Source organism: Streptomyces sp. NPDC022910 (genome assembly GCF_055561075.1).
Genome location: NZ_JBVHHL010000085.1, coordinates 1 through 23,742, shown reverse-complemented (window position 1 = coordinate 23,742; position 23,742 = coordinate 1). Strand labels below are relative to the sequence as shown.

Below are 23,742 nucleotides of genomic sequence, written 5' to 3'. Positions count from 1 at the left end.
CCCGACCAGCCAAGGCAACAACTGACAAGACCAACTGAAGACTGGGTCAGAACTCAACCGCCCAAAGAGGGTCACGATTCAGCCGCCGCCGACAGGACACTTGCAGCGCGGAACAGAGGGCCGTCCGTGGCAGTCCCGTAGGCCGCGCCGGGGGTCTCGCAGCATGCTCACGAGAACGGGCGGGATCGGAACCGCGTTGCCCCACGAGCCCGGCGCTTGAGGCCTCTGGCCTCGTAGGACGCGTGGGTCCGTCCGGATGCATGGACGACGAATGGAGGGCTTCAGCGGTACTGCCTCGCCCAGGGCTTCACGCACGTTTGCACGGTCCGTGAGGGCACCGCGGTGAACGGTGGGCCGCGGGTCTCTGGGCGGCTTGCACAGCGAACGGCGGGGCCCGCTATTCACTGTGCATGCAGTTATCAGGCGGCTTCCGGCTGGAAGACCGCCGAGAATTTAATTGCGAACTCTATAAGTAGCGTCATTTGCCTGAGCGCTGAAGAGGCGAGTTGAATGTCGGCCGGCCACTGCTGGCTCTCGCCGGTCATTCGAAATCCGTAATCGCCACAATTGCGCATCTCGCACTGTGGCATGGGTGGCTCAAGGTGCCGGCTTATGAACCGGCGAGCAGTTCAGTAGATGCATGCGATCTTCACGGGTGCAGGCAGAGCCGGCCTACCGCTTTCACGAGGCGGACGTTCGAACGAGATAGAGTGTGTAGTTTCGCTCCATCCCGTTGACAAGAACATAGCCGCGAGCATTTGCATACGTGCCCGTGCCCCCGGTGATAGCCGTTTTCCACGGCGGTGGAGTCCCCTGGCGCGAAACGGAGAGCGTATTTTGCCAGGTGACCTGCCCATTGCCGAGGCTGTACACGCCTGAACACAGCTGAGTGGTCGGGCTCTTCGGGGTAGGATTCAAGGATCCTCCGACCTGGGTACACCTTGTTGCGGAAAAGCCATCCGTCTTCCCGTTTCGGAAGATTTTCTCGGTGATGAGAACCTGGTTGCCTACTCCGGTTGCATGATCTCCATTGTTGAGCCTCTTGTTCTGTGTCATCTCCCCGTGCAGATGGATTACTTCGTAGCTCCCCGCTCCCTCATTGCCCTGTGGCTGGGAGCTCGAGGACGTAGAGGCATGGCATCCGATATCTGTCAGTGCGAGCACCGAAACGGCCGCCAGACACCACCTTGAAATGGGCATAACTGTTCCTTTCTGACGGCGATTGCTTACTGTGATGCGAGCAAGTGTCACCGTATATGGTCGGGGCAACAGGCAAACGCAATTAGTGAGGTTGAACTCTTCGTGTCGTAGCGGGCTGACCGCTCGACATCCGCTGCGGTATCACGCCGGAGGCGTGCGCTATCCACAAGGGGGCGGGCCAACCAGCGAGGCGACGGCTCGTGCTTCAACACCAGAACCGGTCTCGGACGGAGTAACGACGTGACATCAACGTCGGCATCAACGTCCGCAGACAACAGCATCCGAGCACGGACGTGCGCTTTGCCCGAACGACCGTCAGCTCCTCATCCCTGTCCCTGCATCCCAGACTCGCTCGGCGCGGATGAAGCGCACCTACGCGGTACGGCCCCCGTATGAGCTCGGGAGCCGTACCGGATCCCTCGTCCGGACGGATCAGTTGGTGAAGGCGAAGTACTTCCAGGCCCCGTGCGTCGTGGAGTTGACGGTGTCCCCGGAGGAGCCGTTGATGTACGAGGAGCGCATCCGGGCGCGGATGCCGGACTCGCCCGGTGCCGCCAGTCTCACGGTGGACTTGCCGTTGGTGCCCAGCGCGAAGTACTCGGACCCGGAGTCGTACCAGGTGCCCCGGTAGTAGACCTGGATCTGCAACCGTTGCTTGCGGCCCGAGTAGTAGTTCATGGTCGTGGTGAACACCGGCTCGGTGTTCTTGTGGAAGTAGTAGTACGTAGTGGAGCCGATCTTGCCCGTCTTGTAGTACTTGGAGACGGTGGTGGAGATCTTGGCCTTGGCGTACGCGGTCGACTTGACGGTCTTGACGGTCTTGGCGGCGTAGCGGGCATCGCCGGCGAAGACGGCGGTGACGGTGGTGTCACGGGTCATGTCGACAGTCGCCGACAGATTGCCGCTGGAGTTGACCTTGGCCTTCTTCAGCAGCTTCTTCGGCTTGTCGGAGCCGAACGGGTCGGCGTAGATCTCGACGGTGCGGTTCTTGTACGTCGTGCCGAGGTGCGCGGTGAAGGAGACGTCCTTGCCGTACGAGTACAGCTTGCCGTTGTTCGTCAGGCTCAGGGTGGTCGCCTTGCGCGAGACCTGCACCGCGTCGGAGCCGGAGGCGGAGGCGTGCGTGGCGTCGCCTGCGTAGGACACCTTGTAGGTGACCTTGCCGCCGGCGGGCGGCGTGTCCGTGAAGGAGAAGCTGCCGTCGGCCTTCGTGGTGACAGGGGCCAGTGCCTTGCCGCTCGGCGACTCGATGTCCGCGCGGGTGACCGTCAGGCGGGTGCCCGCCGGAAGGGGCGTCTTCGAGGTCAGCTTGCCGGTGACGGTGAGCTTCCTGGCCCTGTCCGACGTCGCGGGGGCCGACACCTTGAGGGCGGGCAGCTCCTTGGTGGGGTCGGTCAGCGCGCGCAGGGTGTATGTGCCGTAGGTGTTCACGGAGATCGCGAACACCCGGCCGCCGTCGGGTGTCCAGGCCAGCGCGCCGTCCACGAGAGTGTCGGCGCCACTGCTGTTGCCCGTGTTGGGGAAGTCGTACTCCCGCACAGGCACCGGGTCACCGGGCCGGTGGATGTGGACGTCGGGGTCGTACCAGGAGAAGCTGCCGCCCGCGACGCTGCCGTCGGGCGCGACGGCCACCGCGTTCGGGTACGCGTCGGTCGGGTAGCTCGCCACCTCGTTCAGATCGGTGGAGGAGTAGGCCGGAAAGCCGTAACCGTTCCCGGTGCCGTCCCACGAGGTGAGGACCTGCTTGCCGTCGGGCGTCAGGTCGAGCTGCTTCACGGAGGTGTCCATGCTGCCCTTCACCCGCAGCACGGCCCCGTCGGCCGAGACGTCGTACACGGCCAGAGTGCCGCCGCTGCCGGCCACCAGGACGCCCGGCGCTGCCGGATCGGCACCGAGAAGCATCGGGCCGGGGAAGAAGTCGACGCCCGCCTTCTGGTCGAGGTGCACGACGGGCTCGGTGGCGGAGAGGTCCAGAAATCCGAGGTTCGATCCGTAGCCGAACCAGATACGGCCGTCCAAGACCTCCACCTCGGCCGGGGCGTCCGCGCCCGCCAGCGCGTAGCTCGCGCTCTGCGTATACGTCTGCGTCTCCACCGAGACGATCCGGTCGCTGCCCTTGACGGCCGCGTACACCTGCCGGGAGTCGGCGGACAGCGCCAGGCCGGTCACACCGGGCAACCCGGTGAGGGTCGCCTTGACGGCGCCCGCGTAGTCGGCGACGACGATCTTGCCGCCGGTCGGATCGGATACGTAGACCCGCTGGTGGGCGCCGTCCACGACGATGTCACCGACCGACGTCACCGGCAGGACCTTCGCGGAGTCGGCCACCGCTGGTGCCGCCGTGCCCGCGGCGAGCGCCGCGGAGCTGAAGAGGACCGCCAGTGTCGTCGCGGTCGAAATGCTGCGCCTGTGCACAGTGATGTGAACCCCCCATTGAGCAAGCCCGCAAGCCCGTCTGCTGTCGGGCGGAACCGAGTAGGCAGCGCCCCCCTCGTGCCGATCACGGCGCGTCGACGCTGCCGAGGCAGCGTATGTCATGCAAGTGACAGTCGAGGCGGAATCACCTTCGTGATCCTCGCGACGGCCACTCCTGGGGGTGCCGCCGGTTCGGCGGCACCCCTGACGCGTGGGCGCGGCCGCGCTCTCAGGGCCGGCCTGTCATCCGTTCCGCCGACGCGATCGTCGAGCGGGCCTCGCGCCGGGTGAGGCCCGTGCGGACCGCCGCGTCGATCAGGGCGGGGGTGAGTTCGGGGCCGATGCCGTTCTCGTACGCCCGGCAGGCGGCCCAGAAGAGGCGGGTGTTGCGCTGGCCCTCGTGTGCGGCGAGGACGAACTGGACCAGACCCTGGCCGTGCCGGCCGGTGGACGACGGCGTGGTCTGGCGGGTGCGCGGCGGCGGTGTGAGCAGGCGCAGCAGGGCGGGCGGGCAGGGTGCGGGCGCCAGATGCGCGGTGCCCGGTGCGGTGCCGTACACACCGCGATCGGTGCGCGATCCCGGGCCGACCAGGTAGCCGCCGGCGCCGCGGACGTCGATCCCGGGCGCGAGGCGGCTCGCGGAGTTCGGTACGACGACGTCCGGCGGCCCGCTCAGCCACAGGTGGCGGCCGCCGCTCGGGGTCAGTACGACCACCGTGTCGGGGATGGTGAACAGGTGGCGCAGTGCGAGTTCGCGCAGTGCCGCCGAGGAGTCGGTGCCGGACTTGGTGTCGAGGTCGATGCCGATGAGGTGGTGGGGGTGCAGGCCGCAGGCGATGCCGTAGCCGGTGGCCCAGGGCGCTGCGGCGAACAGATCGCGGATGCGGCGGGGGTCGGTGGAGGCGTCGTAGACCCCGTGTCCGAAACGGCCGCATTCGCCGTGGCAGGCGGGGGCCGTCGGGTCGGGGTCGTCACGGTGGGGGGAGCGCAGGGCCGGCAGCTTCGTCCGGGACAGCGGGATCACCGCCAGTCCGCGCTCCGCGGCGGACAGGGCGTGGGCCAGGGCCAGGGTGGTGGCCTGCCGGTCGATGGTGGCCATGCCTCCATGTTCGTACACGTGTTCGAAAAAAGAAAGAAGGGGTGGCGGCGTTCGTTCGCGTGGAGGAGATGTGACGAAAGGGGTTTATCGATATTTCCTCACGCTTGAGGACGAATCACCGCTTCTGGAGTGATATGCCGGTGATTCGGTGGGCAACCCTGAAGTCGCGACGTCGTACACCGTCCGAGGCGGTCGGCCAACTGCCCCGGAACTAGCCCTACTTCGCGTATGTCCCGGCGACCAGACCGGAACGTACGGGGTTCTGGAGGAAACACATGGCAAGCATCCGTACCGCTCGCGTCTTCGCCGCCGTCGCAGCCCTGCCTCTGGCCGCCGCCCTCTTCACGGGCGTCGCCTCGGCGGACAACGGCGCGTTCGCGGACGACGGATCGAACGCGGCGGCCGCGAGCATCTTCGGCAGCGGGGTCGGACACGACAACAACGGCAACTCCTCCACCACGCAGCAGCAGGCGGTGGGCTTCGGCGCCTCGAACCGGAGCAACGCCGCCCAGGTCAACCGCTCGGCGTTCACAGCCATCGACCAGAGGAACGAGAACGTGGTCGTCAACTTCAGCCGCCTGTGGTGAGTGACGGGCCGATGTGCCGACATCGGCCCTGAATCCCCATGGTGTGTGCTTTCAAGGGTCATCACACATCCGCGCGGCGGTACTTCGGTGCCGCCGCGCGGACGCTTTCAGTGTCCACGCGCGCGTGCGCCGCGATTCACGGGCTCTCGTCGACCTTGACAGCAAGCCTTATCTGACGGACAGTCAGAAAATGGACAGTCAGAAATCCTTGGTCGTACGAACCCTCTGCCGGTACAAGGTCCGGGAGGCCCCGACGTGCACCTCGCCCCCACCGAGCTCCAGCAGCGGCTGCGCGCCGAACTCCGCGCGTACTTCCGGACGCGACGCATGTGCTCGTGGCGGACGACCGGCAGCGACTGTGGCTGGTGGAAGCGGCCGACGCCGGATGCGCGCCGGTGGAACTGACCGCCCCGTGGTCGGCGGGCCGGCTGACCCTGGATCGCACCCCCGCGGAGCCCCTGGGGACACCGTGCGCGTACGCCGATGTGCTCGCCACGGCCCGTATCGCCTTCGCGGGACTGCAGGCCGGTGTGTGCGCGGGCTCGCGGGCGCGTGCGGTGGAGCACACCAACACCCGGGAGCAGTTCGGACGCCCGCTCGCCGCCGAGCAAGGAGTCCAGCTCAAGGCCGCCGACGCGTACATGGACACCGAGGCGATACGCGTGACGGTATACGAGGCGGCCTGGCGCCGCGACACGGGCCTGCCCTACGCCACCCACGCGCTGACCGCCGCCTGGTGGGCGTCCGAGGCGGGCACGCGGGTCGTGCAAACGGGCCAGCATCTGCACGGCGGCACGGGCGCCGATCTGGAACACCCGGTCCATCGCCACTTCCTGTGGGGACGGCAGCTGGACGCCTGGCTGGGATCCGGGAGCGAAGTGCTCCAGGAACTGGGGGAGTTGATCGTGGACGGAGAGGGGGCGGAATGAGGACGAGTGGACCGCAGGCCGGTGCGCCGCGGGTGGGGACACAGTTGCCGCCGCTGGAGATCGAGATCACGCGCACGCTGATCGTGGCCGGGGCGATCGCGTCCCGCGACTACCAGGACGTGCACCATGACGCGGAGCTCGCCCGCCGGAAGGGCTCCCCCGACATCTTCATGAACATCCTGACGACCAACGGCCTGGTCGGGCGGTACATCACGGATCACTTCGGCCCGGACGCGGTCCTGCGCAAGGTCGCCATTCGGCTCGGCGCGCCCAACTATCCGGGCGACACGATGGTGCTGAGCGGCACGGTCGAGGAGGTGGACAGGGACACGGCCACGGTGAGGGTGACCGGGGCGAACGGCATCGGCCGGCACGTCACGGGCACGGTGACCGTCACCGTAGCGAGCGAGGGTGCCGGATGAGCGTGCGGACGAAGGATGCCCTCGGCGGGCGGGCGGCGGTCGTGGGGATCGGGGCGACCGAGTTCTCCAAGGCCTCGGGGCGCAGCGAGCTGCGACTGGCGGTGGAGGCGGTGCGCGCCGCGCTGGACGACGCGGGACTGTCGCCGTCGGACGTGGACGGCATGGTCACCTTCACGATGGACACCAACCCCGAGATCACCGTCGCCCAGGCGGCCGGGATCGGCGAGCTGTCCTTCTTCTCCCGGGTCCACTACGGGGGCGGGGCGGCGTGTGCGACGGTCCAGCAGGCCGCACTTGCGGTGGCGACGGGAGTGGCCGAGGTCGTGGTCTGCTACCGCGCATTCAACGAACGCTCGGGCCGTCGCTTCGGCTCCGGGGTGCAGCACCGGGAGCCGTCGGCGGAGGGCACGGCGCTGGGTTGGTCCCTGCCCTTCGGGCTGCTCACCCCCGCGTCCTGGGTGGCGATGGCGGCTCAGCGGTATCTGCACACATTCGGGCTGACCCCAAAGGCGTTGGGACATGTGGCCGTCGTGGACCGCAAGTACGCGGCGACGAATCCGGCGGCGTACTTCCACGGCAGACCCGTCACGCTCGCCGACCACGCGGCCTCGCGCTGGATCGTGGAGCCGCTGCGGCTGCTCGACTGCTGCCAGGAGACGGACGGCGGGCAGGCGTTGGTGGTCACCTCCGTGGAGCGGGCGCGCGACCTGCCGCACACGCCGACCGTGGTCACGGCCGCCGCCCAGGGTGCGGGCCGTGCACAGGAGCAGATGACCGGCTTCTACCGGGACGACCTGACCGGACTGCCGGAGATGGGTGTGGTGGCCCGCCAGCTGTGGCGGACCTCCGGGATGGGCCCCGCGGACGTCGACGTGGCCGTCCTCTACGACCACTTCACGCCGTTCGTGCTGATGCAGCTGGAGGAGTTCGGATTCTGCGAGCCGGGCGAGGCGGCGGCCTTCGTGGCCGCGGAGGTACTGCCGCTGAACACCCATGGAGGGCAGCTGGGAGAGGCGTATCTGCACGGGATGAACGGAATCGCGGAAGCCGTACGGCAACTGCGCGGCACGGCGGTGAACCAGATACGCGGAGCCGCCCGCACCCTGGTCACCGCGGGCACCGGCGTCCCCACGTCAGGTCTGATCCTGACAGCCGACGGCTGAAGGGGACACGTCGTGAACTGCGGCCGTCGGAGTCTCTCAGGGCTGAACCCTCAGGGGTGCGTACAGACTCGTCCACCTTCAGTAGGTGGGGGCAGCCCCCGCCCTACAACCTGAGGGGGATGCTGCTTCGGGACCTGCGGCCGATCCGCCGGAACAGGACGCGAACCTAGCGTGGAGCCATGACCACACCCGTCTGCACCAGCGCTTCGAACGCCGGTACATCAGCGAGGCAGACCCTTTCGTACCCGTCGTTCTCGTCGTACGTGAAGGCCCGTCAGCCGGTGCTGCTGCGCACCGCCCGGTCGCTGACCGCGAACCCGAGCGACGCGGAGGACCTGCTGCAGACCGCTCTGGCGAAGACGTACGTCGCCTGGGAGCGGATCGAGGACCACCGTGCGCTCGACGGGTACGTACGCAGGGCGCTGCTGAACACGCGGACTTCGCAGTGGCGCAAGCGCAAGGTCGACGAGTTCGTCTGCGACGAGATGCCCGAGCCGGAGGGGATGCCCGGCGCGGACCCGGCCGAGGAGCAGGCCCTGCACGACGCCATGTGGCGGGCGATCATGAAGCTGCCCGCACGTCAGCGGGCGATGGTGGTCCTGCGTTACTACGAGGACCTGAGCGAGGCGCAGACGGCCGAGGTGCTCGGCGTCTCCATCGGTACGGTCAAGTCGGCGGTGTCCAGGGCTCTCGGCAAGCTCCGCGAGGACCCCGAGCTGGAGCCGGTGCGCTGACCCTGGAGGCGAGCCCCGATCGGCCGCCGAGCGGAACGTGCCTGATCGATCACGCCGGGCCTAGTGACATACCGCGCGGTATGTGCGCAGAATCAGCGCAACCCCCCTACTACCGCGTAGGCAACGTCGCCCCGGGAGGACGCCGTGCAGAGCACGATGCAGGACGTACCGCTGCTGATCTCGAGGATCCTGACCCACGGGTCGACGATCCACGCATCGTCTCAGGTGACCACCTGGACCGGCGAGGGTGAGCCGCAGCGCCGCTCCTACGCCGAGGTCGGCGCCCGTGCGGCCCAGTTGGCGCACGCGCTGCGCGAGGACCTCGGTGTCCGGGACGACGACCGGGTGGCCACCCTCATGTGGAACAACGCCGAGCATGTCGAGGCCTACTTCGCGATCCCTTCCATGGGCGCCGTTCTGCACACGCTCAACCTGCGCCTGCCCGCCGAGCAGTTGACCTGGATCGTCAACCACGCCGCCGACCGGGTCGTCATCGTCAACGGCTCCCTGCTGCCGCTGATCGCGCCACTCCTGCCACAGCTGAAGACGGTCGAGCACGTCGTCGTGTCCGGGCCGGGCGACCGTTCGCTGCTCGCCGACGCCTCCGCCCGGGTGCACGAGTACGGGGACCTGATCGCCGGCAAGCCGACCTCCTACGACTGGCCGGAGCTGGACGAAGGCCAGGCCGCCGCCATGTGTTACACCTCCGGCACCACCGGCGACCCCAAGGGCGTCGTCTACTCCCACCGTTCCGTCTACCTGCACTCCATGCAGGTCAACATGACCCAGTCGATGGGCCTGACCGACCAGGACACCTCGCTCGTCGTGGTCCCGCAGTTCCACGTCAACGCCTGGGGTCTGCCGCACGCCACCTTCATGACCGGCGTCAACCTCCTCATGCCGGACCGCTTCCTGCAGCCGGCGCCGCTCGCCGAGATGATCGAGAACGAGCGGCCGACGCACGCCGCCGCCGTCCCCACCATCTGGCAGGGCCTGCTCGCCGAGCTGACCGCCCGTCCCCGCGACGTCTCCTCCCTCGGACAGGTCACCATAGGCGGCTCGGCCTGCCCGCCCTCGCTCATGGAGGCCTTCGACAAGCTCGGCATGCGCGTCTGCCACGCCTGGGGCATGACCGAGACCTCCCCACTCGGCACGGTCGCCCGGCCGCCGGCCCACGCGGTGGGTACGGACGAGGAGTTCGCTTACCGGCTCACCCAGGGTCGCTTCCCGGCCGGCGTCGAGGCCCGGCTCACCGGCCCCGGTGGCGAACGACTGCCCTGGGACGGCGAGTCCGCGGGAGAGCTGGAGGTACGCGGCCCGTGGATCGCGGGCGCCTACTACAACGGTCCGGACACCGAACCCCTGCGTCCCGCGGACAAGTTCAGCCAGGACGGCTGGCTCAAGACCGGTGACGTGGGCACCATCAGCCACGACGGCTTCCTCACCCTCACCGACCGTGCCAAGGACGTCATCAAGTCCGGCGGCGAGTGGATCTCGTCCGTCGACCTGGAGAACGCTCTGATGTCCCACCCGGACGTCGCCGAGGCCGCCGTCGTCGCCGTCCCGGACGACAGGTGGGGCGAACGCCCTCTCGCCACCGTCGTGCTGAAGGCCGGCGCCACCGCTGACTTCACCGCTCTCCGGTTGTTCCTCGCGGAGGAAGCCAAGATCGCCAAGTGGCAGCTGCCGGAGCGCTGGACGATCATCGAGGCGGTGCCCAAGACGAGCGTCGGCAAGTTTGACAAGAAGAAGATTCGCGAAGCACATAGGTTGGGAGAACTCGACGTGACCAAGCTCAGCTGACCTTGCTGAGCGGCATAGAGCCCCTGGCACCCAGCCGGGGCTCTCGCCGTTGCAGCTGCTCCCACCCCGACAAGCCCGTCCAGTGGCTCACCCAGGAGGCGGGCCGCTGCTGCGCCCCTCTCCCGGTTAAGGCGACAACGCGCATAGCCGCGAGTGCGCAAGGATGGCCGTGCAGGGCCCTCGTACCGTCGTGCTCTGCGGTTCAACGAGGGCCGCACCCCTTCCGCACCAGCCCGCACCGGCAAGATCACGATCTACGAGTGTTCCGTGAGCAACTCCGCCAGGCGGTCCGCGAATGCGGTGAGCCAGTCCAATCGTGGTCCGCTGCGGGCAATACGGAATCCGTGGTGACGGCCCCAGAACGTAGCCTGGACGGCATGGAACTGGGCCCAACGCTGGACGCGTTCGCGATCGAGTTCCGCGGCCTCGGCGAAGACGTCCAGAGTGCGGTGGACGGCCTTGCGCAGGTCGTCCGCTTCGAGGAGCGCCAGCGCGCGCGACTTGAGCAGCGTGCCGCCGTCGTACGCGGGGTCTCCTACGTACCCCTTGGGGTCGACGGCCAGCCATGGCTCACGGTCGGCGCGCAGGATGTTCCGGGCGTGAAGGTCACCATGAATGAGCATGTCCGGCTGGATACGGCCCAGCTCGCGGACGGTCGCCACGGCGGCGTCCACCACATAACGCGACAGCGTGTGCGTCAGCTCCTCAGCATCCTTGCGTAGCTGCTCCTCCCAGGCGTCGGCCTGCTCCAGCAGTCGAGGGAGGCCAGGCGGCGCGGGAACGGCCAGGCGGCGCGGGAACGGCCAGGCGGCGATTGATCCGCCCTGCGACCGTCACAACCTCATCGCCGTCTGCGACCTCCGCCAGAGTCGACGTCTGGACCCGTTCGAGCAGCCTCGCGAAACGCTCGTCGTCGCGCTCGCGCAGCAGCACAGCTCCACGCCCACCCCACGCCGCGAATGCGTCCGGCTCATGAACGTTGCCGGGATGCGGAAACGACACCTTCAGCACAGCGGGCCCCTCGCCCCGCCGTCGCACCGGGACGATGACCCCGACACCACCGTGCATGACCTCGCCGTCCGGCACAATCCCCCAGCGCCCCAGCAGCTCGTCCACAATCCTCGGCAGTTCGGCAAGCCACGCCGCTCCGGGCTCTCCTTCACGCTCGACAGTTGCCCCGCGTGAAGACCTCTGGTACCCCGATCATTCGGGCACCTTACGCGCCAGCCCAACGCCGCCACCAGGCCCGAGCCAGCCACTACCGCCGCCAGGCGGACCTCCCACCGTGAAGAGCAAGATCTACGGCTTTCGCACCCGTACGTCGTTTGCCGTCATGGTCCACTCCGAGTGACCGAGTGACCCCCGTCGCGCAAGGGACAGCCGTGCTGTGGCCGCTGTCGACTCCCCTGTGTGCCAGGGGCTTACACCGCTCCTCGCGACCTTGGCCCAGGATCTTGCCACCGCCATCCGGACGGCAGCATCCAAAGCGTTCGTGATCCTCGACGGGACGCTGCTGCCCATCGACAGGATCGCCGCCGACCGGCCCTACTACTCCGGCAAGCACCACAAGCACGGGATGAACGTGCAGGTGATCACTGATCCGTTCGGGAATCTGCTGTGGGCCTCGCCCGCGCTGCCCGGTGCGGTCCACGACATCCGCGCGGCCCGCACCCATGGCATCTTCGCCGCCCTGGCCGACGCTGGCATCCGCTGCTGGGCCGATAAGGCATACCAAGGTGGCGGCGACATCGTTCGGGTGCCCTACCGCGGCCGCTGGGAGAAGCTGTCCGCAGGACAGCAGGCCCCCTTACGTGTGCATAACGTGCGCTATGTCCCGGGTCAGTTGGTGCCGATCCGCGCCAGCAGGTCCACGATTCGCTCCTGCACCTCCGCGCTCGTCGAGCGCTCCGCCAGGAACAGGACCGTCTCCCCCGAGACCAGCCGGGGCAGATCGGCCTGGTCGACGGCGACGGTGTAGACGACCAGCGGGGTGCGGTTGAGCAGGTTGTTTGCGCGCAGCCAGTCGACGACCCCTGCCTGGCGGCGGTGCACCTGCATCAGGTCCATCACCACGAGGTTCGGCCGCATCTGTGCGGCCAGCGTGACCGCGTCCGTGTCCGAGGCGGCACGTGCGACCTGCATGCCGCGCCGCTCCAGGGTCGCGGTGAGCGCCAGCGCGATCTCCGCGTGCTCCTCGATGAGCAGGACGCGCGGCGGGTGCTGCTCGGAGTCACGCGGGGCGAGCGCCTTCAGGAGTACGGCCGGGTCGGCGCCGTACGCCGCCTCACGCGTCGCCTGCCCGAGCCCCGCCGTGACCAGCACGGGCACCTCGGCGGCCACCGCCGCCTGGCGCAGCGACTGGAGCGCGGTCCGCGTGATCGGACCGGTGAGCGGGTCGACGAAGAGCGCGGCCGGGAAGGCGGCGATCTGCGCATCGACCTCCTCACGGGAGTTGACGATGACGGGCCGGTAGCCGCGGTCGCTGAGCGCCTGCTGGGTCGTCACATCCGGAGCGGGCCACACGAGCAGCCGCCGCGGGTTGTCGAGCGGCTCCGGGGGCAGTTCGTCGTCCATCGGCTGCGACAGGGGCTGGTCGGCGATCTCGACGGCACCGCCGGGGCCGTCGAGCGGCTCGGGGCCCTCGTCGGCGTTCACGTCCGGGGCCCCTATGGCGTACGACCGCCCGGCGCCCTCGGTGGCTCCGGCCGTACGGGGCTGACCGGCCAGGGAAGGCTGTGCGGGGTGCGGAGCCGCCGCGCCCTGCGGATGCGGGCGCGCTTCCGCCTCCGGGCGTTCGCCCGCGGGCTCGGGACGCGTGCCGAGCTTGCGGCGGCGGCCCGCACCGTTCGGCTGGTGAGGGGGAGGCGTCGGCGACTGGGAGCGGGACTGGGCCTGCGGCTGCGCCCCCTGACGGGCGAAGGGCACGCCCTGCCCGAGCGTCCGCACACTGATCGCCCTCCCCTGTGTCGAGTGGGAGTCGACGGGCGCGGCCGCCTCGGCGGGCAGCGGCTGAGCGGTCCGCGGCTGCGCGGCGCGCTCCGGCGGGAGCGGGGTGCCTGCCGAGGGCGTGGACTGGGGTACGGGGGCGGCGGCGCCGGAGGTGTCACCGGAAGCGGGCCAGCCCTGCGGGGGCACCGGGGCGCCGGGGGCGGGCGCGCCTGCCACCGGGACGCCGCCCGCGGGGGGCGCCTGCGCGGGCACCGGCTGCGGTGCGGCGGCGGGCTGTCCCGGGAGGGGGCGAGCGGGCGCGGCGGCAGGCGCCGGCTGACCGGGTACCACCGGCACGGGCTGCGCACCGGTGCCGGACCGTACGGGGACGGACTGATCCGGGGCAGTCTGCACGGGCACCCGCTGCCCCGGCGCTCCCTGTCCGCCCGGTACGCCCTGAACAGGAAGGGCCTGCGGGGGAACGGCCTGCGTGGAGGCGGGCACACCCTGTGCGGGTACGGGCTGTGGGCCTTGCTGAGCGGGCACTCCCTGGGCAGGCGTCGCAGGCGTCATCTGCGCGGGCACACCCTGGGGATGAGTCACCTGCGCCGACACGCCCTGAGGGGTCACGGCAGCGGCTGCGCCGTCCGTCCCGGCCGACTGTCCGGGCGCGGTGGCCGGACGGGCCCGGCGGCGACCCGTGGGCGTGGCCACCGGGTGCGGCTGCGGCGGTGTGTGGTCCCCGGCCTGGTCGTGCAGGACCGCGTCGTGGCGGCCCTCGTCGGCCTGGCCGGGAGTGGAAGCGCTCTGCTCGGGCGTGCGGTCCGCCTCCGCCGGCGGCAGCGCGAACACGGTCCGAGCACCGGAATCCGCTGCGGCGGCACGTTCGTTCGCGGCGGCCAGGGCACGCCGACGGCGCCCGGTCGGCGTGGAGCCGCCGGCTGTGTCGTCGGGGGACGGGGCGCCAGGGGCAGCGGGCAACGCGGGCGGCAGCGCCTGTGGCTCGATGTCGCGGCGGGCGCGACGTCCCGTGGGCGCGGGTACGCCCTGCGGCGGTACGGCCTCCCCCAGCCCGGTGGCTGCGGCCGGGGCCCCCGCGGCGTGCTCGGCGGCGGTCACCACCGAGCCCTCGGCCACGCCGTCGGCCGGGCTCGGGCGTGCGCGCCGCCGTCCCGTGCCGCCGGACGCCGGAGACTCCGTGGCGTCCTCGTTCGCGGTCGCCTGCGCCGGACCCGACTCCTCGGCGGCGGGCTTCTCCGCCGCGCGCCGCCTGCGCCGCCCGGTGGGGGCCGCCGCGGTCGTTTCGGAGGAGGCAGAGGCAGAGTCGTCCACCTCGCTCTGCAGGAAGGCGTCCACGGACGACCGGCGGGCCCGCCGCCGCCCGCCCTGCTGCGCGGCCTGCTCGATGGGTGCCGGCGCGGTCCCGGCCTCCAACGCGGGTGTCGCGGCCGGAGGGGCCGTGACCACCCCGGCGCCGCCGCCGATCGGTACCTCGAGCACGTAGGCGTTGCCGCTCATGCCCGGCACCTCGTGCGTCTGCAGCACACCGCCGTGCGCACGCACGATGCCGCTGACGATCGGCTGGTGCACCGGGTCTCCCCCGGCGTACGGGCCGCGCACCTCGATGCGGACGACCTCGCCGCGCTGGGCGGCCGCCACGACGACGGTGTTGTCCATGTAACCGCCCGCCGTGACGGGCGCGTTGCCCGTGGCGTCGACGCCCGCCACGTCCGCGATCAGGTGCGCGAGTGCCTGGGCGAGCCGCTGCGGGTCGACCTCGGCCTCGATGGGCGGGGCGTGGACGGCGAACTGGACACGGCCGGGCCCGATCAGCTCCACGGCGCCGTCGACACCTGCCGCGACGACCGCGTCGAGCATGACGGTCCTGCGGACGAGGTCCTCCTCGCCGGCGTCCAGCTGCTGGTAGCCGAGCACGTTGTCGACGAGCGTGGTGATGCGCGAGTAGCCGGCCGCTAGGTGGTGGAGCACCTGATTGGCCTCGGGCCACAGCTGGCCGGCGTCGTCCGCGGCGAGCTTGGACAGCTCACCCCGCAGTTGGTCGAGGGGGCCGCGCAACGACTGGCCGAGCACGGCGAGCAGTTGCTCGTGCCTGGCGGTCAGCGCCTCGTAGCGGTCCTTCTCGCGCTCGCCGAGCGCGGCGTAGCGCTCGTCACCGGCTGCGACCTCCTCCACGTGCCGCTCACGCAGCTCGGCGAGCTCGGCGGCGTGCTCCTCGCGCAGCCGCTCCAGCTCGTTCTCGTGCTCCTTGGCGAGTCCTTCCAGCTCCTGCTGGTGCTGCCGATCGGCCTCGTCCTTCTCCGCGACGAGCGTGTCGAACGGGCGCCGGTCGGTGAACGTCATCACGGCGCCGACGAGCTGGTCGCCGTCGCGCACCGGCGCGGTCGTCAGGTCGACCGGCACCTTGTCCCCGCTCTTTGACCACAGCACCTGCCCGCGCACCCGGTGCTTGCGCCCGGAGCGCAGGGTGTCGGCGAGCGGCGACTCCGCGTACGGGAAGGGGGAGCCGTCCTCGCGGGAGTGCAGTACGAGAGTGTGCAGCTGCTTGCCGCCGAGGTCACTGGCCCGGTATCCGAGGATCTGGGCGGCGGCCGGGTTCACGAGCACGATCTGCCCGTCGGTGTCCGTGCCCACCACGCCCTCGGCCGCGGCCCGCAGGATCATCTCGGTCTGCCGCTGGGAGCGGGCTAGTTCGGCCTCCGTGTCGACGGTGCCGGACAGGTCGCGGACGACGAGCATCAGCAGTTCGTCGCCGGTGTAGCCGTAACCGTCGTACGCCTGTCGGCCGTCCTCGAGGTTGGCGCTCGTGACCTCGACGGGGAACTCGGTGCCGTCCGTCCGGCGGGCGGTCATCCGAGTCGGCTTGGTCCGCCCGCTCGGGTCCATGGAGTCGGGTTGCCGCATGGACCCGGGGATCAGCCGCGAGTCGAACTGGGGCAGCAGATCGAGCAGCCCGCGCCCCACCAGGGCGGTCCCGGGCGCCTCGAAGGTCTCCAGGGCGATGGTGTTGGCGTTGACGACGGTCCCGTTGGCGTTGACCAGCACCAACGCGTCGGGCAGCGCGTCCAGTATGGCAGCGAGGCGAGCAGCGCCTCGGGATGGCCTGCTGCTCACGAGACGCTTCCTCCCTGTTACCGCACCTTGCCGACCGTGGGGGCCATCTTGCCAACCGGCCCGCAGCGTGTCACGCGAGGGATTCTACGGGCAGCGGCCCAGCATGCGGCGCCGGATGAGAGGGAGGTCGCACGCGGAAGTGACGCAGAACCTGTGACCGCGCAGGTAGCCGAGCGGAACCCGGATATCACCCGTGACGCCACCCTGCGCCGGCTGTGCCCCGGCCGGGCTGGTTCTGCGAACGAACGTCCGGCAGCAGGGGCACGAGGTCGTTCCAGCGGGCGATCTGACAGCCGTCGTTGCGGTCGTACCGCGCGTCCACCGGCCGCCCGGCCCAGACGCCGGTGACGTGCGCGGTAGCCGGGCCGCCGTACTGCATCGTGCACAGGCTGCGCGGCGGCACGGGAGCGAAGGGGTCCCGGCCCCAGACGGTCCGGCGCTCGAGCGCGCCGCAGGCGCGGACGGGGTCCGGATGGTTGCCGCGCCCCGGATGACAGCGCAGTACGTACGTCCCGTCGGCGTGCCCGGAGTGGCGCACGGTGACGATGAGCCGGTCGGCACCGGGTACGGGAGGCCGACCGTGGGCATGCGCCGTAGCGGGCGCCGCGACCGCGGAGAGAAGGGCGACGGCACCGAGGATCAGGCCGCGCGAGGTGAACTGGACCATGCCGTGACTAACGGCGGCGCGGTGGGACGGTTGCGCCCACGCGCCGGCTGTCCGCCCGTCGGCCGAGTGACAGGTGGGTCTGGTGGGGCACGGGGCGCTTCTGGCCGGGCGGCGCCGCGGGGTCACCGCCGAAGGAGAAGCGGTCCGGGGCTGCAACGAGCAGCGGTCCGGGAGGGCCCACGAGGTACCGACGCCGGATCACGCCCGCGGTTTGCTTTGCCCTGCGGCCTTTCTGCCTAGTACCGTGGGGGGCGATTGGTGACACCCCGCTCGGCTGTGTCATCATCTGCACGCACCACTCGCGCTCGCGCGTGGGAGGTTGTGCTGGAGGCGTCGCCTAGTCCGGTCTATGGCGCCGCACTGCTAATGCGGTTTGGGTCTTAAAGCCCATCGAGGGTTCAAATCCCTCCGCCTCCGCGCTTGATCACTGAAGCCCCGGTCCGTACGGCCGGGGCTTCAGCGTTCCGAGGGCCGCCCCGTGTACTGCCCTCAACCGCCTATCAGTGCGTTTCCGCAGGTCGCAAGGGGTATGGCAAACGGATTTCACATTGGCGGTGGCAGTCATGTAATGTTCTTCCTGTCGCCGCGAGCGGGCCGGAAGGGCCGGGGACGGCGAAGAAAAACAGAACAAGCACTCGTAGCTTAACGGATAGAGCATCTGACTACGGATCAGAAGGTTGCAGGTTCGAATCCTGCCGAGTGCACAAAGAAACACCAGGTCAAGGCCCTGATTCTCCCAAGTGGAGGTCGGGGCTTTTGCGTTGGCGTCTCACGAAATCTCACGCGTCACCATCCGTGATTGATCAGTTACAGCTCAGCCGAGCAGCTCCATCAGCTTCTCGGAGCCCGCCATGAGCGACTGCGGGTCGGGGTGGACGTAGTTGCGCTTCGTGAAGGACAGGTCGCTGTGCCCGGCCCACGCCGAGACGACCGTGTCCGGCACCCCGTTGTTCGCCATCCACGACAGGCAGGCGTGGCGAGCGTCGTACAGCCGGGTCTTGCGAACCCCAGCGGAGGCCATGAGCTTGTACGCCTCGCGCCGCAGCTTGTCCGTCTTCCAGTCCTTGCCGAGATCATCGACGACGACGCGGCCGGACGCCTCGTACGCCTCGCCCGCCTTCAAACGCTCGCGAAGCTGGCGGGTGTGGAAGGCCTTCAGCGCCTGCAGGACGACCAGGGGCAGCGGAAGCCAGCGGTCGCCCGCGACCGACTTCGTGTCCTTCTCGATGACCTTGCCGGCAACCAGGGTGCGGGTGATCTCGACACGGACGGTGCCCTGCTCCAGGTCGACATCCATCCAGCGCAGGCCAACGACCTCGGCGGGGCGAAGGCCGATCAGGGACAGAAGCATCACTGCGTACAGCCGAGTGTTGGAGCAGCCCGTGAGGAAGCTCTTGACCTCATCCTCGTTCCAGGGCTTCCGCTCCTTCTTCTTCCTGCGAGCCTCCTTCCGGGCGGCGCGCGGGACCTTCACGTACCGGGCGACGTTCCTGGTGAGGACCTGGCGCCGGATGCCGAGTTCGAGCACGGCGCGCAGGCGGCCCAGCGTCAGGTCTGCGGTACGAACGCTGAGGCCGGTGCCAGGCTTGCCTCCGATGCGCCGGGCCTCGGTGAGCATCCAGGTGATCAGGGCGTCGACGTCGTCCTCGGTCAGCTCCTGCACGGGCTTCTTGCCCAGGCGGGTGCGCACGTAGCGCATGGCGTCTTCGTAGGAGCGCTTGGTGGCGGCCTCGACGTCCTTGGTCGCCTCCACCAGCCAGGCGTCGACCAGCTCCTCGACGGTCATCTTCGAGGGGGCGACATACGTGCCCTGGGAACGCTGGTGCTTGATCCGGGCGTGCTCGGCCTCCGCCTCCTTCCTGGTGTCCTTGGTGACGGTGAGCTGCTTGCGCTTGCCCGTCTGCGCGTCGACTCCGACGTCGACGACGAACCGGTAACGGACCTTGCCGCTCTGCAGCGTGACCTTCTTGATCTCCGGCATATACCCCCCTGCCTGGCCTGCTTCAGCAGGCTCTATTTCGGTTGTTCCAGTGGCCAGCCCTGTACCTCCCGCACGCCGTCGAGCAGTTCCTGGACCGCTCGCTCATAGGCATCTACGAGGTGCGGCGGCGCGTCGAGCAAGGCGCAGAGGAGTCCGAACTTCTCCACGTCCGGCAAGACCTCTGCCAGGGCCTGTTGGCCGTGCGCCTTGAGCCAGCCCACGGTGCGGAACTGGAAGACGGCTGTGCCCGGTTCCGGCTGCTTGGCTGCCGTCCTGGACGTCGGTCCCGCGTCCTCTAGAGCACTGTCGACGATCGAAGGCTCCTGACCGTGAAGGACCGCCTCTACGCTCTCGGCTGTCCAGCCCAGAGCACCTGCGATGGCGGGAAGGGTACGAGGCCAGCGTCCTCGCGGGACCCGGCCTTCCTCTGCTAGCTGGATGCTCTTGGCAGACGCGCCAGACCGCTCGGCTAGCTGCGCACGGGTCAGGTTCCTCGCTTCTCGTGCCGCGCGGAGCCGCTTGCCTAGGCGGGCCCAGTCCTCCGGGGTGTATTGGTCGGCCATCGCCAGGCGCTCCGGTGGTATCGAGTGGTAACGAGTGATGGCACTCTATGAGTGGTGTGGCTGCCGCGCAAGCGCCGCATTCCGCCTGGACAGAAGGGTCTCGTGGGTCGAGAAATCCGAAACGCGGATTCCTTGGTAAGTGCCAATCGATGCCAGTAGCGTCTTGGTCATGAAGATCGACGCTTCACTCGTCCGACGCATGCGCATAGAGCGCGGCATGGGGCTGAACAGCTTCGCCAAGCGGGTCGGGCTGAGCGGTCCGGGGCTCAGCCGTATCGAGAACGGGGCGCGCCAGCCCCGCCCCGCGACCATCAGGAAGATCGCCGACGGCTTCGACTGCCCGGTTGCTGCTCTCCTGCTGGAGGTCGGCGAGTGACCGCCAAGAAGGTCGCGAAGCCGGCGACGCTCGCGGAGGTTCGCTCCTGGCCCGCCACCGTCTCGGTACAGCAGGCCGCCCGGGCGCTCGGGTGCGGCAAGAGCAAGCTCTACGACCTCATCGCCCGAGGAGAGGCGCCCGTGCGGACGCTGTCCTTCGACAAGCGGGTGGTCGTCATCACCGCGTCGCTGGTGGAGGTCCTCGGCGGCGAGCCGCACCCCGCAACCTCCGATGGGCGACTCAGTGCCTGACTGAGTACGAGCCCGTTGTCAGCAGCTCGGGCACCTCTGGCCCACCTGACGCAAGGAGAACGAGGGCGACCACCACGCCCCTGAAACGCGAGAAGCCGCCCGTTCGCCCCGGGCGGCTCCGCGAAGCTCCGACTCCCCCGCAGAGGAGATCAGAACCCTTGCTTCGTTCAACCATAGCGCAGTCGACCGCTTGCGACGTGAAGGCGGCGGCAGTTGACTACGCCAGCACTCACGGCTGGCGTGCGCTCCCCGTCCTCCAGAAGCACGCGCTGCTGTACCAGTGGCAGCACCGCGCCTCGGCCGACCTCAAGACCATCCTGAGCTGGCCCCAGTGGGACCGCGCCGACGGCCTGGGCCTTGCCACCGGCGTCGGATCGCACCTGATCGTCCTGGACGTGGACGGTCCCCAGGGCGAGGAGACACTCACCCGGTTCCGCCGCGAGGGTCGCGCCTTCCCAGAGACCTGGGAGCAGCGCACCGGCCGTAACGGTGGTGGCCGCCACCTGTTCTTCCGGACGGACGACAAGCTGCGTTCGCGCTCGTTCAAGGACATGGGGCTTGACGTCCGTGGAGAGGGCGGGTACGTCGTCGGTGCCCCCTCGCTGCACCCGTCGGGACGTCGGTACGAGTCGTTCCCCCATGACCTTGCCATGGCTCCCGAGTGGCTCTGTGAGATGGCCGGAGAGGCGTCCGAGTCGGTCGACGGCCTGAGTATCCCGAGCCACGTGGAGGCCGCTCTGAGGGCGCCTCAGGGCAAGCGCAGCGAGGCCCTGTTCCGGGTGTACCGGTGGGCCCTCGAGACCGGCCTGCCCGACGTGGACATCATCCGGCTGGTCATGTCCAAGCCCATCGCCTCCAAGCTGAAGGGCAAGGCCGACCCCACCCGGTGGCTCCTGGAGGACATCGAGCGCTTCCGTGCACAGAACGTCGAGTCCATCGGCTTCACGGTCCTGGAGCACATCGAGCTGACCCACGAGTACCTGGGCAGGCTCCCCTCGTCCCGGCGCAAGGCCATCGTGGCCCTGCAGAACCTGGCCGTGGAGTGTGGCGTCAAGGAGGTCACCGTCTCCTGCGGCGACCTGGCGATCCTCGCCTCGGTCTCCAAGGGCACGGCCGTCTCCTCCATCCGCAAGCTGATCCAGGAAGACCAGCTCATCTCTTTGGCTCCGGTGAAGCGGAGCAAGGGGAGCCCGGTGGCGAACCGGTACCGGCTGCGCATCCCACCGGTGGTGGCTCGTCAGGTCAGCGAAAATTCCCAGCAGTTGACCGCTACCAGCCCCACTAACATCTCTGTGGGTAGCGGTCAGCCAGTGAGAATTTTGACCGACCAGCAGAGCGCTGGTCGGACGGACCCATCGCACGACGCCTTCCGCTGGGGCGCGCTCGGTTCCTCCTACCGGTACGTCGACCACCTGACTGTTCCCATGACGGTCAAGGAGTTGGAGCAGGCACTGCAGGCCAAGCAGCCCACCGTCTACCGGCACGTGGCCAAGCTGGTCAGCCTTGGGGTGATTGAAAAAACCAAGGGCGCCAGGTACGTGCGCACCGCCGACTGGGCCGACCGGCTCGACCAGATCGCCGAGATGTACGGAACTGAAGGCCGCAAGCAGCACGAGGAGCGACTGCTGCAGGAGGACCGTGAGCGGCGCCGACAGCAGCGGATCGTCCATGCCCGCGCCAACGGCGTGGAGTGGCGCGGACTCAGCCTCTTCGACCCGCTCACCGGGGAGATCCTCCCCGACGGAGAGGAGCCCTCCAGAGAGGCGGTCAACGGCCCACAGGGCGACCAGCAGACGGCCACCGTCATACCGATCCCACGACCCCGCATCGAGGCGCACAGCGCCCGGCTGACCGCCTGACCACCAGCCCCACCAGAGAGAAGACGCACCATGGCTAACGAAGACTTCCCCTCGCTTGATGGCCTGGGCGACGACGAGATCAACGAGATCGCCGAGGACATCATCCTCATGGAGATGACCGAGTCCTTCATCGCCGGAACCGTGACACGCGTGCAGGGCAAGTGGGCCAGCAACGGCAGCAGGTACATGAAGATCGACCTGGTCGACGAAGCCGGTGAGGAAAGCGACATCATCGAGATCTTCCACTGGCCGAACGGCGGCCGCTTCCTGCTCAGTGGCGAGGGGCGCCAGTCCACGCCCGTCGAGATGATCGTCGAGTCGCTCGGCAAATGGATGCACCTCGTCAACATCCGCAGGCCCGGCGGCGAGTGGGCCGCACCACTGTTCTGAAAAAGTCTGCCGCCCGCTCATGTCCGGAAGCTGGGGCCGGCATATGGCGAGTTGGTCGACACCTCCACGGGCGAGATCTACACGGCCGCAGACGAGGTCCAGGAGGCCGCCCAGGAGCGCTAGGGGCCCGGTGCCGTCATCTTCCTGCCGTCGCCCCGCCGCGAGGCGCGCAGCGCCCCGTATAACGCGGCGACGGCTGCTTGAGACGGGCGGATGTCCCTACCCACCCCGCGGCGCCTGACCTTGAAAAACCTCACCTGACAAGGAGCAGGACATGGCCTCGAAGCTCACGGCGATCCGCGCCAGCCTGAAGCGCCACACGGCCGCTCAGGCGCCTGCGATCGCCACGGTGGAGGACCAGGAGCAGTTCGGCGAGATCGGTGACGAGAGGGCCGTCCTGGCCCGCGAACTCGCCTCTCTGAAGGGCGATCTGGCCGCGCTATACGCCAAGGCCCCGGAGAGCCCCTGACGTTCCACCCACGGGGCGGTACGGAGACGCCGCCCCCACCACCACGCACCATTCCCGGGATCCACCACCTCTGCCCGGATCAGCCACGCCAGGCCTGCCGCCTGGCGAGTATCCGAAGAGGTACCAAGCAGTGAACAGCACCATCGAGACCTCCATGGCCAACGCCGAGGCCGCCGAGTCCCCGGTCGTCACGACGATCGAACTCCCCGACGGCAGGGAATACAGGGTCACGGTCGGCGACCTGAGGCGTATCGCCGACAAGGCCGAGGTCTCCGAGGACGGCCAGCACGTCCTGTGGACGGGCGCGAAGACGCCCGGCGGATACGGCAAGGTCCACATGGGCGGCCACACGATGCCCGTCCACCGCGTCGTCTACCTGATCTCAAGGGGCCAGATCCCCGACGAGCTGGTCCTGGACCACCGGTGCAGGATCCGGCACTGCTGCAACCCCGCATGCCTGGTGCCGGTCACCCACGCGGAGAACATCCTGCGTGGCGAGGGACCCACGGCCATCAACGCCCGCAAGACTCACTGCAAGAACGGCCACGAGTTCACCCCCGAGAACACCCTTATTTCGATCCGTAAGGGCAGTGGCCGGACCCGTCGCCGCTGCCTCGCCTGCACCGACGACTACGAGAGCGAGCGTCGCCAGGCCCGAAGAGCACTCGCGGCCTGAGTAAGAGGGCTTCTCGAAACCGAGTGTGGAGCTGGGGGTTCCGTACGGGTGTGCTGTTCAGGTGATTGTGGCCGCGCCGGGGCATGAAGGCAGGGCCT

21 protein-coding genes, 2 tRNA genes and 4 pseudogenes are annotated in these 23,742 nt (G+C 69.2%); 17 read left to right on the top strand and 10 right to left on the bottom strand.

The window, feature by feature from the left end:
• Positions 1-243: 243 nt before the first annotated feature.
• Positions 244-405 (top strand): annotated as a pseudogene (locus ACZ3TS_RS39355) (GNAT family N-acetyltransferase); the annotation flags it as partial.
• A 14-nt stretch (positions 406-419) separates the two neighbouring features.
• Here ACZ3TS_RS39355 and ACZ3TS_RS39350 read toward each other — a convergent pair.
• The 3 genes from ACZ3TS_RS39350 to ACZ3TS_RS39340 form a co-directional block, all read right to left on the bottom strand.
• Positions 420-545, bottom strand: coding sequence for a hypothetical protein (locus ACZ3TS_RS39350; RefSeq protein ID WP_467627132.1), 126 nt, complete (start codon positions 543-545; stop codon positions 420-422).
• 1,087 nt (positions 546-1,632) lie between these two features.
• On the bottom strand, positions 1,633-3,615 hold the full coding sequence (locus tag ACZ3TS_RS39345) for a YncE family protein (protein WP_467627130.1): 1,983 nt from the start codon (positions 3,613-3,615) through the stop codon (positions 1,633-1,635).
• Between the two features lie 229 nt (positions 3,616-3,844).
• On the bottom strand, positions 3,845-4,714 hold the full coding sequence (locus tag ACZ3TS_RS39340; RefSeq protein ID WP_467627128.1) for a bifunctional DNA primase/polymerase: 870 nt from the start codon (positions 4,712-4,714) through the stop codon (positions 3,845-3,847).
• Positions 4,715-4,989: 275 nt separating this feature from the next.
• Here ACZ3TS_RS39340 and ACZ3TS_RS39335 point away from each other — a divergent pair, with 275 nt between their 5' ends.
• The 6 genes and pseudogenes from ACZ3TS_RS39335 (at position 4,990) to ACZ3TS_RS39310 (ending at position 10,352) form a co-directional block, all read left to right on the top strand.
• Positions 4,990-5,301 (top strand): hypothetical protein, encoded by a 312-nt coding sequence (locus ACZ3TS_RS39335; RefSeq protein WP_467627126.1) that lies wholly within the window; start codon positions 4,990-4,992, stop codon positions 5,299-5,301.
• A 311-nt stretch (positions 5,302-5,612) separates the two neighbouring features.
• A pseudogene (locus ACZ3TS_RS39330) lies at positions 5,613-6,230 on the top strand (acyl-CoA dehydrogenase family protein); the annotation flags it as partial.
• Positions 6,227-6,652, top strand: coding sequence for a MaoC family dehydratase (locus tag ACZ3TS_RS39325; protein ID WP_467627124.1), 426 nt, complete (start codon positions 6,227-6,229; stop codon positions 6,650-6,652). The pseudogene ACZ3TS_RS39330 and the gene ACZ3TS_RS39325, both read left to right, overlap by 4 nt.
• On the top strand, positions 6,649-7,815 hold the full coding sequence (locus tag ACZ3TS_RS39320; protein WP_467627122.1) for a lipid-transfer protein: 1,167 nt from the start codon (positions 6,649-6,651) through the stop codon (positions 7,813-7,815). The genes ACZ3TS_RS39325 and ACZ3TS_RS39320 overlap by 4 nt, the downstream gene beginning before the upstream one ends.
• Before the next feature lie 179 nt (positions 7,816-7,994).
• Positions 7,995-8,549: a SigE family RNA polymerase sigma factor gene (locus ACZ3TS_RS39315; protein ID WP_467627119.1), complete on the top strand. Its 555-nt coding sequence runs from the start codon at positions 7,995-7,997 to the stop codon at positions 8,547-8,549.
• Positions 8,550-8,705: 156 nt separating this feature from the next.
• A complete protein-coding gene (locus ACZ3TS_RS39310; protein WP_467627139.1) occupies positions 8,706-10,352 on the top strand; it encodes a long-chain fatty acid--CoA ligase in 1,647 nt (548 codons plus the stop codon).
• A 254-nt stretch (positions 10,353-10,606) separates the two neighbouring features.
• On the opposite strand, the gene ACZ3TS_RS39305 is transcribed toward ACZ3TS_RS39310, so the two are convergent.
• Positions 10,607-11,104, bottom strand: a complete 498-nt coding sequence (locus ACZ3TS_RS39305) for an aminoglycoside phosphotransferase family protein (RefSeq protein WP_467627136.1) — start codon at positions 11,102-11,104, stop codon at positions 10,607-10,609.
• Positions 11,058-11,420, bottom strand: a complete 363-nt coding sequence (locus ACZ3TS_RS39300) for an aminoglycoside phosphotransferase family protein (protein ID WP_467627134.1) — start codon at positions 11,418-11,420, stop codon at positions 11,058-11,060. The genes ACZ3TS_RS39305 and ACZ3TS_RS39300 overlap by 47 nt, the downstream gene beginning before the upstream one ends.
• On the opposite strand from ACZ3TS_RS39300, the gene ACZ3TS_RS39295 reads away from it, so the two are divergent.
• Complete coding sequence (locus tag ACZ3TS_RS39295) at positions 11,340-11,537, top strand: hypothetical protein (RefSeq protein ID WP_467627143.1); 198 nt, start codon at positions 11,340-11,342, stop codon at positions 11,535-11,537. The genes ACZ3TS_RS39300 and ACZ3TS_RS39295 overlap by 81 nt on opposite strands.
• A gap of 244 nt (positions 11,538-11,781) precedes the next feature.
• Positions 11,782-12,166 (top strand): annotated as a pseudogene (locus ACZ3TS_RS39290) (transposase family protein); the annotation flags it as partial.
• 25 nt (positions 12,167-12,191) lie between these two features.
• On the opposite strand, the gene ACZ3TS_RS39285 reads toward ACZ3TS_RS39290, so the two are convergent.
• Both ACZ3TS_RS39285 and ACZ3TS_RS39280 read right to left on the bottom strand, forming a co-directional pair.
• Entirely contained in the window at positions 12,192-16,412 is a 4,221-nt protein-coding gene (locus ACZ3TS_RS39285) for a PAS domain-containing protein (protein WP_467627117.1), read from the bottom strand.
• A 187-nt stretch (positions 16,413-16,599) separates the two neighbouring features.
• Positions 16,600-17,079 (bottom strand): SSI family serine proteinase inhibitor, encoded by a 480-nt coding sequence (locus ACZ3TS_RS39280; RefSeq protein WP_467627115.1) that lies wholly within the window; start codon positions 17,077-17,079, stop codon positions 16,600-16,602.
• A gap of 326 nt (positions 17,080-17,405) precedes the next feature.
• Between ACZ3TS_RS39280 and ACZ3TS_RS39275 the strand changes: the two genes are divergently transcribed.
• Positions 17,406-17,496: transfer RNA gene (locus tag ACZ3TS_RS39275), tRNA-Ser, on the top strand.
• Between the two features lie 214 nt (positions 17,497-17,710).
• Positions 17,711-17,783 (top strand) — tRNA-Arg (locus tag ACZ3TS_RS39270).
• 110 nt (positions 17,784-17,893) lie between these two features.
• Here ACZ3TS_RS39270 and ACZ3TS_RS39265 read toward each other — a convergent pair.
• The 3 genes and pseudogenes from ACZ3TS_RS39265 to ACZ3TS_RS39255 all read right to left on the bottom strand — a co-directional run.
• Positions 17,894-19,060, bottom strand: a complete 1,167-nt coding sequence (locus ACZ3TS_RS39265) for a tyrosine-type recombinase/integrase (RefSeq protein WP_467627112.1) — start codon at positions 19,058-19,060, stop codon at positions 17,894-17,896.
• Between the two features lie 32 nt (positions 19,061-19,092).
• Entirely contained in the window at positions 19,093-19,281 is a 189-nt protein-coding gene (locus tag ACZ3TS_RS39260) for a hypothetical protein (protein ID WP_467627141.1), read from the bottom strand.
• 186 nt (positions 19,282-19,467) lie between these two features.
• Positions 19,468-19,623, bottom strand: a pseudogene (locus ACZ3TS_RS39255) (helix-turn-helix domain-containing protein); the annotation flags it as partial.
• Positions 19,624-19,792: 169 nt separating this feature from the next.
• Between ACZ3TS_RS39255 and ACZ3TS_RS39250 the strand changes: the two are divergent.
• The 6 genes from ACZ3TS_RS39250 to ACZ3TS_RS39225 all read left to right on the top strand — a co-directional run bounded on the left by ACZ3TS_RS39250 (position 19,793) and on the right by ACZ3TS_RS39225 (position 23,644).
• Complete coding sequence (locus ACZ3TS_RS39250; RefSeq protein ID WP_467627109.1) at positions 19,793-19,999, top strand: helix-turn-helix domain-containing protein; 207 nt, start codon at positions 19,793-19,795, stop codon at positions 19,997-19,999.
• The gene (locus ACZ3TS_RS39245) at positions 19,996-20,250 is read left to right on the top strand and encodes a DNA-binding protein (protein ID WP_467627106.1); all 255 of its coding nucleotides are present in this window, start codon (positions 19,996-19,998) and stop codon (positions 20,248-20,250) included. The genes ACZ3TS_RS39250 and ACZ3TS_RS39245 overlap by 4 nt, the downstream gene beginning before the upstream one ends.
• A gap of 158 nt (positions 20,251-20,408) precedes the next feature.
• The gene (locus ACZ3TS_RS39240; RefSeq protein ID WP_467627104.1) at positions 20,409-22,109 is read left to right on the top strand and encodes a bifunctional DNA primase/polymerase; all 1,701 of its coding nucleotides are present in this window, start codon (positions 20,409-20,411) and stop codon (positions 22,107-22,109) included.
• A gap of 30 nt (positions 22,110-22,139) precedes the next feature.
• Positions 22,140-22,499 (top strand): hypothetical protein, encoded by a 360-nt coding sequence (locus tag ACZ3TS_RS39235; protein WP_467627101.1) that lies wholly within the window; start codon positions 22,140-22,142, stop codon positions 22,497-22,499.
• 274 nt (positions 22,500-22,773) lie between these two features.
• Positions 22,774-22,968 carry a hypothetical protein gene (locus tag ACZ3TS_RS39230; RefSeq protein WP_467627099.1) on the top strand — a complete coding sequence of 65 codons (195 nt, stop codon included), beginning with the start codon at positions 22,774-22,776 and terminating at the stop codon, positions 22,966-22,968.
• A gap of 130 nt (positions 22,969-23,098) precedes the next feature.
• Positions 23,099-23,644, top strand: coding sequence for an HNH endonuclease signature motif containing protein (locus tag ACZ3TS_RS39225; RefSeq protein WP_467627096.1), 546 nt, complete (start codon positions 23,099-23,101; stop codon positions 23,642-23,644).
• The last annotated feature ends 98 nt before the right edge of the window (positions 23,645-23,742 follow it).